This is a genomic window from Idiomarina sp. UBA4206 (genome assembly GCF_002383015.1).
In the GTDB taxonomy this organism is placed as follows: domain Bacteria; phylum Pseudomonadota; class Gammaproteobacteria; order Enterobacterales; family Alteromonadaceae; genus Idiomarina; species Idiomarina abyssalis.
Genome location: NZ_DFTS01000017.1, coordinates 13053 through 19360, shown reverse-complemented (window position 1 = coordinate 19360; position 6308 = coordinate 13053). Strand labels below are relative to the sequence as shown.

At 47.5% G+C, this 6308-nt stretch carries 6 protein-coding genes and 1 pseudogene; 5 read left to right on the top strand and 2 right to left on the bottom strand.

Annotation, left to right across the window (positions count from 1 at the left end; all coding sequences use genetic code 11):
• Positions 1-1110: acyl-CoA dehydrogenase domain-containing protein (locus tag B3180_RS03775; RefSeq protein ID WP_286843144.1), on the top strand; the 1110-nt coding region annotated here is incomplete at its 5' end.
• A 19-nt stretch (positions 1111-1129) separates the two neighbouring features.
• On the opposite strand, the gene B3180_RS03770 is transcribed toward B3180_RS03775, so the two are convergent.
• A complete protein-coding gene (locus B3180_RS03770) occupies positions 1130-2470 on the bottom strand; it encodes a S41 family peptidase (protein ID WP_278358363.1) in 1341 nt (446 codons plus the stop codon).
• A gap of 127 nt (positions 2471-2597) precedes the next feature.
• On the opposite strand from B3180_RS03770, the pseudogene nagZ reads away from it, so the two are divergent.
• Positions 2598-3596, top strand: a pseudogene (gene nagZ / locus B3180_RS03765) (beta-N-acetylhexosaminidase); the annotation flags it as partial.
• 267 nt (positions 3597-3863) lie between these two features.
• Entirely contained in the window at positions 3864-4379 is a 516-nt protein-coding gene (locus B3180_RS03760; RefSeq protein WP_278358364.1) for a DUF6174 domain-containing protein, read from the top strand.
• A gap of 138 nt (positions 4380-4517) precedes the next feature.
• Here the strand turns inward: B3180_RS03760 and queC are convergent, their stop codons facing one another.
• The gene (gene queC, locus B3180_RS03755; protein ID WP_286843140.1) at positions 4518-5177 is read right to left on the bottom strand and encodes a 7-cyano-7-deazaguanine synthase QueC; all 660 of its coding nucleotides are present in this window, start codon (positions 5175-5177) and stop codon (positions 4518-4520) included.
• 62 nt (positions 5178-5239) lie between these two features.
• Here queC and queE point away from each other — a divergent pair, with 62 nt between their 5' ends.
• Positions 5240-5911, top strand: coding sequence for a 7-carboxy-7-deazaguanine synthase QueE (gene queE, locus B3180_RS03750; RefSeq protein ID WP_278358366.1), 672 nt, complete (start codon positions 5240-5242; stop codon positions 5909-5911).
• Positions 5912-6008: 97 nt separating this feature from the next.
• Positions 6009-6284 carry a Flp family type IVb pilin gene (locus B3180_RS03745; RefSeq protein WP_054487182.1) on the top strand — a complete coding sequence of 92 codons (276 nt, stop codon included), beginning with the start codon at positions 6009-6011 and terminating at the stop codon, positions 6282-6284.
• Positions 6285-6308 lie beyond the last annotated feature (24 nt).

Genomic DNA, 6308 nt, shown 5'->3' with positions numbered 1-6308 from the left:
CATATGACCGAAATGGGGCGCGAAGTACTTGAACACGCCATGGATATTCATGCCGGTAAAGGCATTCAGTTAGGTCCACATAACTATTTGGGTCATGCGTACATGGCAACACCGGTATCCATTACCGTTGAAGGCGCGAATATTCTGACTCGTAACTTGATGATATTTGGTCAGGGTGCAACGCGTTGCCACCCTTACGTGTTAAAAGAAATGAAGGCTGCGGCTAACCCGAATGAAGACGAAGGTATGCGCGACTTTGACAGCCTGCTACTGAAACATATTGGCTTTGCCGCTAGCAACGTCTTTGGCAGCTTGTGGCTGGGTCTTACTGGTGCTCGTTTTGGTGAATCACCGGTTAGTGGTGAAACCGCGCACTATTACCGTAAACTGGGCCGTATGAGCCGGGGGCTTGCACTGGCGTCGGACATTTCCATGCTTATGATGGGAGGCGACTTAAAGCGTAAAGAGATGATCTCAGCCCGTTTAGGCGATGTGTTGAGTCACTTGTATATGGCTTCGGCAGTACTTAAGCGCTTTGAAGATGAAGGTCGCCAGGTGGCTGACTTGCCTTACGTTCATTACGCGCTTAAGCACCATTTATTCAGCATTGCTGACGCCTTCTATGGCTTCTTTGACAATTTCCCGAACCGCTTTATGGCGTGGGTAATGCGTATACTGATTTTCCCTCTGGGAAATCACTTCAAAAAGCCATCAGATGAGATCTTACAGAATATCAGCACCAGCATGATGGAGCCGGGTGTTACCCGTGACCGTCACACCTTCTTGTGCTACTGGAAAGACAGCATCGGTGACGCTACCGGACACATGGAAAAAGCGTTTTTGTCTATGCTGGAGATGAAGCCGGTTTATAAAACGCTGCGTAAGGCGCAAAAACGTGGTGAATTATCGTCCAACCTTAATGGTCAGGAACTGGCCGATGCGGCACTGCAAAAAGGCTTAGTCGACAAAGAAACGGCTGATAAGTTGGCTGAAACCGAAGAACTGCGTTTAACCGCTATTGGTGTCGACAGCTTTGCGCCGGGTATTATTGAGAATAATCAGTTCTATACGGCGAAAGGTGACATAAGAAAAGCAGCGGTTAAAGACTAACCGCTGCAAATACGAGTTCTTACTGAATAGACTCGCGCTTATCTTTCATATTGTAGATAGGTGTTACAAAAGAGCGCTTCTGAGCGCTCTTTTTCGTTTCTGCGCTAGCTGAAGCGGCAGGGCAGCTGCCACTGCTGATGTAAGTATTTGCAGCCGCTGTGAGTGGGTCTTCAGAGCTACCCCAGTCTCCGACAATTTCGTCTTCAACTGAACAGTTCGGAGCAATACCGTCGTAATATTTGCCTTCGCCTTCTGAGTTTACGGTCTCAAAGTTAATCGCAAAGGTGACTTTATCGCACAGCTCTTCGGGCTGTTGGCCTACCGGTTTCCCACAGGTGGGTTCACCAACAGTAACAACCTCAATGTGAGGACTCAGGGAGTTAATAATGATTTCTGAAGACGAACAACTGCTGCCGGTAGTCAGTACAAATACACGGTCTAAATCTAGCTGTTCAACGCCATCGACCAGACTAAAGTCAATGCTCTGATTATTGCTGCTGTTTTGTTCGTTAAAACGGTATTCCAAAAAGGTTTCACCCTGCACATTTATGCCTGCCGCCTGAGTTGCGACCTGGTTAGCGTAGCGGATCAAACCACCACCGTTGTAGCGAACATCAATGACTAAATGGTTAATACCTTCAGCTGCAAATAAATCAAAGGCATTGTTTAAGTCGTCGCCGGTGCGGTTAATGAAAGAATCTAATGTAAAGTAGCCAACGGTTTCGCCGTCCAGCTGGTAAGTTTGAGCGCCCATAACGGTATTGGTTTCTACTTCAACTTTACTTAGCACTTCAGTTTGTTCTGTGCCGTCGGGCTTTTGCCAGGTAATTTCGCGGCTCAGGCCTTCTTCATTAGGGCCCAGTGCGTCATTAAATTCACCATTAGCAAGCAGTTCAGAAACCGCTACCCCCTCAATAGCAATAAGTTCATCGGCGCGGTCAATGCCTGCGGTATCGGCAGGGGAGTCGTCATAGACAAAGCGAAACTTAACGCGGCTTTCACTAATTTGTTCCATAGAGAAGCCAAAGCCGAAGTAGGTAGCGCTGACAAACAGCTGATCGTACTCTTCCTCCGTTAATATATAGCTGTAGCGGTCCTCCGGTACACGCAGTTCTTCAAGTACCGCATACACATCGTCAAAAGCTTCAGGATCTAAACTGTCCTGCAGTTGGTCAGCCCAAAAATAGTCGTCCTTCATATATTCGAAAAAGCGCTGATTTTGGTCCTCGACCGAGCAAAAGGCGTAACCATCGTCGTTATTGGTTCCGCCAGAATTGTCCGTACCACCGCTATCTGAACCACCACAGGCAGAAAGGGCCAGAGTAATACCTATGCATAAAAGTGATTTGTCGAGTCTCATACTGCATCTCTTATTGTGTTGTAAAAATGTTAATTTAGCATAAGGAGCGAAAAGATAAACAGGGAACATGGCGTCTTTACTTAACTCATGGCAAACTGCTGACTATTGAAAAACAAACGAGAAAGCCGCTGTTATGGCACAAGTAATGATAGATATTGCGGGCACTGAGCTGACCGCCGAAGACAAAAAACTTCTTGCGGCACCCGCCGTTAACGGCCTTATTTTATTTACACGCAACTTTGCGTCCTTAGAGCAGTTACAGGCGCTGACACGCGAGGCACGAGCGGCCGCCGGCAAACCTTTGCTCATTGCGGTAGACCACGAAGGTGGACGGGTGCAGCGTTTTCGTCAAGGCTTTAGCGCTATTCCTGCTATGGGGTCGCTGCAACAAATAGAAAACGAAGACGAACGGCAGCGCGCCGCCCGCGATTTAGGCTGGCTAATGGCAGCAGAGGTTCAGGCTGTAGGTATTGATATTAGCTTTGCACCAGTGCTGGACGTAGACGACTGCAGTGATGTTATTGGTGATCGCGCTTTTTCAGCAGTGCCATCTGAAATTTCTAAACTGGCGTCGTCTTTTATTGAAGGCATGCACGAGGCGGGTATGGCGTGTACCGGTAAACACTTCCCGGGGCATGGCTCCGTTCAGGCCGATTCTCACATTGCCATTCCCGAAGACGACCGTACCTTAGAGCAAATTAGGGCCCATGACTTAAAACCATTTTTGTCATTAAGCCAGAAACTGGACGGCATTATGCCGGCCCATGTTATTTACCCGCAAATAGACCCTCAGCCCGCCGGTTTTAGCGAGTTTTGGTTGCAACAAATACTGCGCAGCGAGCTGCAGTTTAATGGCACCATATTTAGTGACGATTTGTCTATGCAGGGCGCTACCGTTGCCGGTGACATGCAGCAACGCGCCGTAGCCGCTCTTAACGCCGGCTGCGACATGATACTGGTGTGTAACGACAGAGCAGGCGCAGTGCAAGTGCTGGACGCTAACTTACCCGCTACCGAGCCAGAAAGCGCACAACGTGTGAATAGAATGCTGATGTCATCGCCAGCGGTTTCGCTGGAAGAGTTAAAACGCACCGAGCGCTGGGAGCAAGCCCAACGCTGGTTGTAGGTTCGTTGCTTAGGTTATTCGTAACAAACTTAGCTTGCTGCTACCTACTGATAGTTTTAAGTAAGGTGGGATCAACACCGATACGAACCTGACGCTTCTTAACATCTAAAATGGTGATTTTTATATCACTATCAGTTTTCAGATTTTTTTAAGTTTAAAGGTAGGGGAAACTTAACTGCGGAAGTATTGAATGCATTTAATATAACCTTTAGTATGACGATCATAATATTGGTGGAATTAATTTAATACAGTCAAGATATACAAATAATGAAATTTTTAACTCCACTTTTTGCAATTGCACTCGTATCTTGTGGTGGTTCTGAAACAGATAGCCAAGAACCCGTAACGGATCCTAGGGTTGCAGATGTTTTAGAGGAAGTGAACTCGGCACAGCAGCTGTGGGAGTCTCATGACCTTATTGATTATAGTTTTGCCTATCATCAAAGGGTCAACCAAGCATGTGGTGATGGAGTCGTCGATGAGGCAGCGCCATCCTATAGAGTTATTGTCGATGACAACGTAATCACAAGTGTTACTAATTACGATTCTGGGCAGGAAATAGAGCCGCCAACGGGCGACCATTTCGGTACGTTTGATGAAATGTTTGTTTATCTAAAGTCCGAGTTAGAGAGGAGTCCGCAGGTTGTTGCTAAAAGTTGGGGGGAGCAATCAGAATTACCGACTTTCGATGACAGCTTTGGCTTTCCAATAAACTACTATCTTGAATTTAATGATAGTGATGAGTGTTATTCGATTAACGTAAGTATTGATGAGTTCATGTAAGAATTTATTATGGAGATAATAATTAACATAATACCGCTCCATTCGCACCAGTGGCTGGGCGCTTTTTAGCGCAGCGTAAGAAAGAGATGGGGCGATGTTTATTTGAAATTAACTTGATACTCTCTATTTAACTAAAACTTATTCTTCGTAAAGAATGGGGTCTTCCATGCCGTTAGCGGTGAAGGCCTCTAAGCGTTCCTGACACGCACCGCATTTACCACAGGCTTTGTCACGGCCGTTATAGCAAGTCCAGGTTTGGCTGTAATCCAGCCCCATTTTCAGGCCGTCGGCTAAAATTGCGTTTTTATCTACATCTAAGTAGGGGGCGTGAACGGCTACCGGGTCGTAGTTCGCCATTTTACTCACTACATCCATTTGGCGTACAAACTCCGGGCGGCAGTCGGGGTAAATAGCGTGATCACCCGAGTGCGCACCATAGTAAACCGCCGAGGCGTTTTCGGACACGGCGTAACCAATGGCCAGTGACAGTAAAATCATGTTGCGGTTAGGCACTACGGTAGATTTCATCGACTCTTCTTCGTAGTGGCCTTCGGGAATGTCTATGTCGTCGGTGAGTGAACTGCCCGACAGCAGAGAGTTAATAGCGGTAATATCGACAACTTTGTGGGGTATTCCATGCTGTTTACAGACGTTAGCCGCAACTTCAAGCTCTTTGACATGGCGTTGCCCGTACTTAAACGACAGTGCCAGAACCTCGTTTCCCTCTTGTAGCGCTTTGTGCAAAACGGTAAACGAGTCCATTCCGCCTGAATAAATAACAACGACCTTTTGCGACATGCTGTAACTCCCCGTATAATCCGCATTCATACATTCTAGCCAAAGCCATTTTAACGGAAGCTATGCCTTACCGCATCAACGAAATTTTTGAAACCTTGCAAGGCGAGGGCACCTTTACCGGCGTGCCATCTATTTTTCTGCGTTTGCAGGGTTGTCCTGTGGGATGCCCATGGTGCGATACCCAGCACACATGGGAGACCAACCCAAGTGACCAGGTAAGCGTTGAGCGCCTAATGGCAAAAACCGAAGCTACTGCTGAGTGGGCTGAAATGACGGCAGAAGACATTATCAGCCGCTTTGAAAAAGAAGGTTACTCCGCCAAACACGTGGTGATAACCGGCGGCGAACCCGCTATGTTTGACCTGCTGCCGCTTGGCAGTGCCTTAGAAGCCAAAGGTTACCAGCTGCAAATAGAAACCAGCGGTACCTTTGAGCTAAAAGTAACTGACAACACCTGGGTAACCGTGTCACCCAAGCTTGATATGCCAGGCGGCTACCTGGTACGCCCAGACTGTATGGCACGCGCTAACGAAATAAAGCACCCGGTAGCCATGCAAAAGCACATAGACGCGTTAGACTCCCTTCTAAAACGCTGCCCGCCCAAAGCAGACGCCGTAATTTGCCTGCAACCCATAAGCCAACGGCCACGCGCCACAGAGCTTGCCATGAAAACCTGCATAGCGCGTAACTGGCGCCTTTCTGTGCAGATGCACAAATATCTCAATATTGAGTAAGACATCTGCTACTTCTGATCTGACCTTCTAAAACCCGATCTATACTTCCTGAGCTCAACGCCAATTGTGGTGTTTGACTGTATGCCAGGAGGGAATTATGAATACGGGTTTTGCTCGACGTTCTCGCGGTCAGGGAATGACGGAATATATTATTATTGTAGCTTTGATTGCCGTTGCGGCAATCGGTGTTTACTCACTTTTCGGTAAGTCCATACGTAACCAGGTCGCTGGCCTTGCTCAGGAAATGACAGGGCAGTCGTCTTCCCAGCAAATCAATAGAGCTCGCCAATCTTCGCGCCGTGCCGGTACAGTTGCTAATAAGGAAGTAAACCTCGGTAACTATAATGAAGCTACGGAGCAAGGCGAACAATAATGAGCGTCTTGACGGCTTCTAATC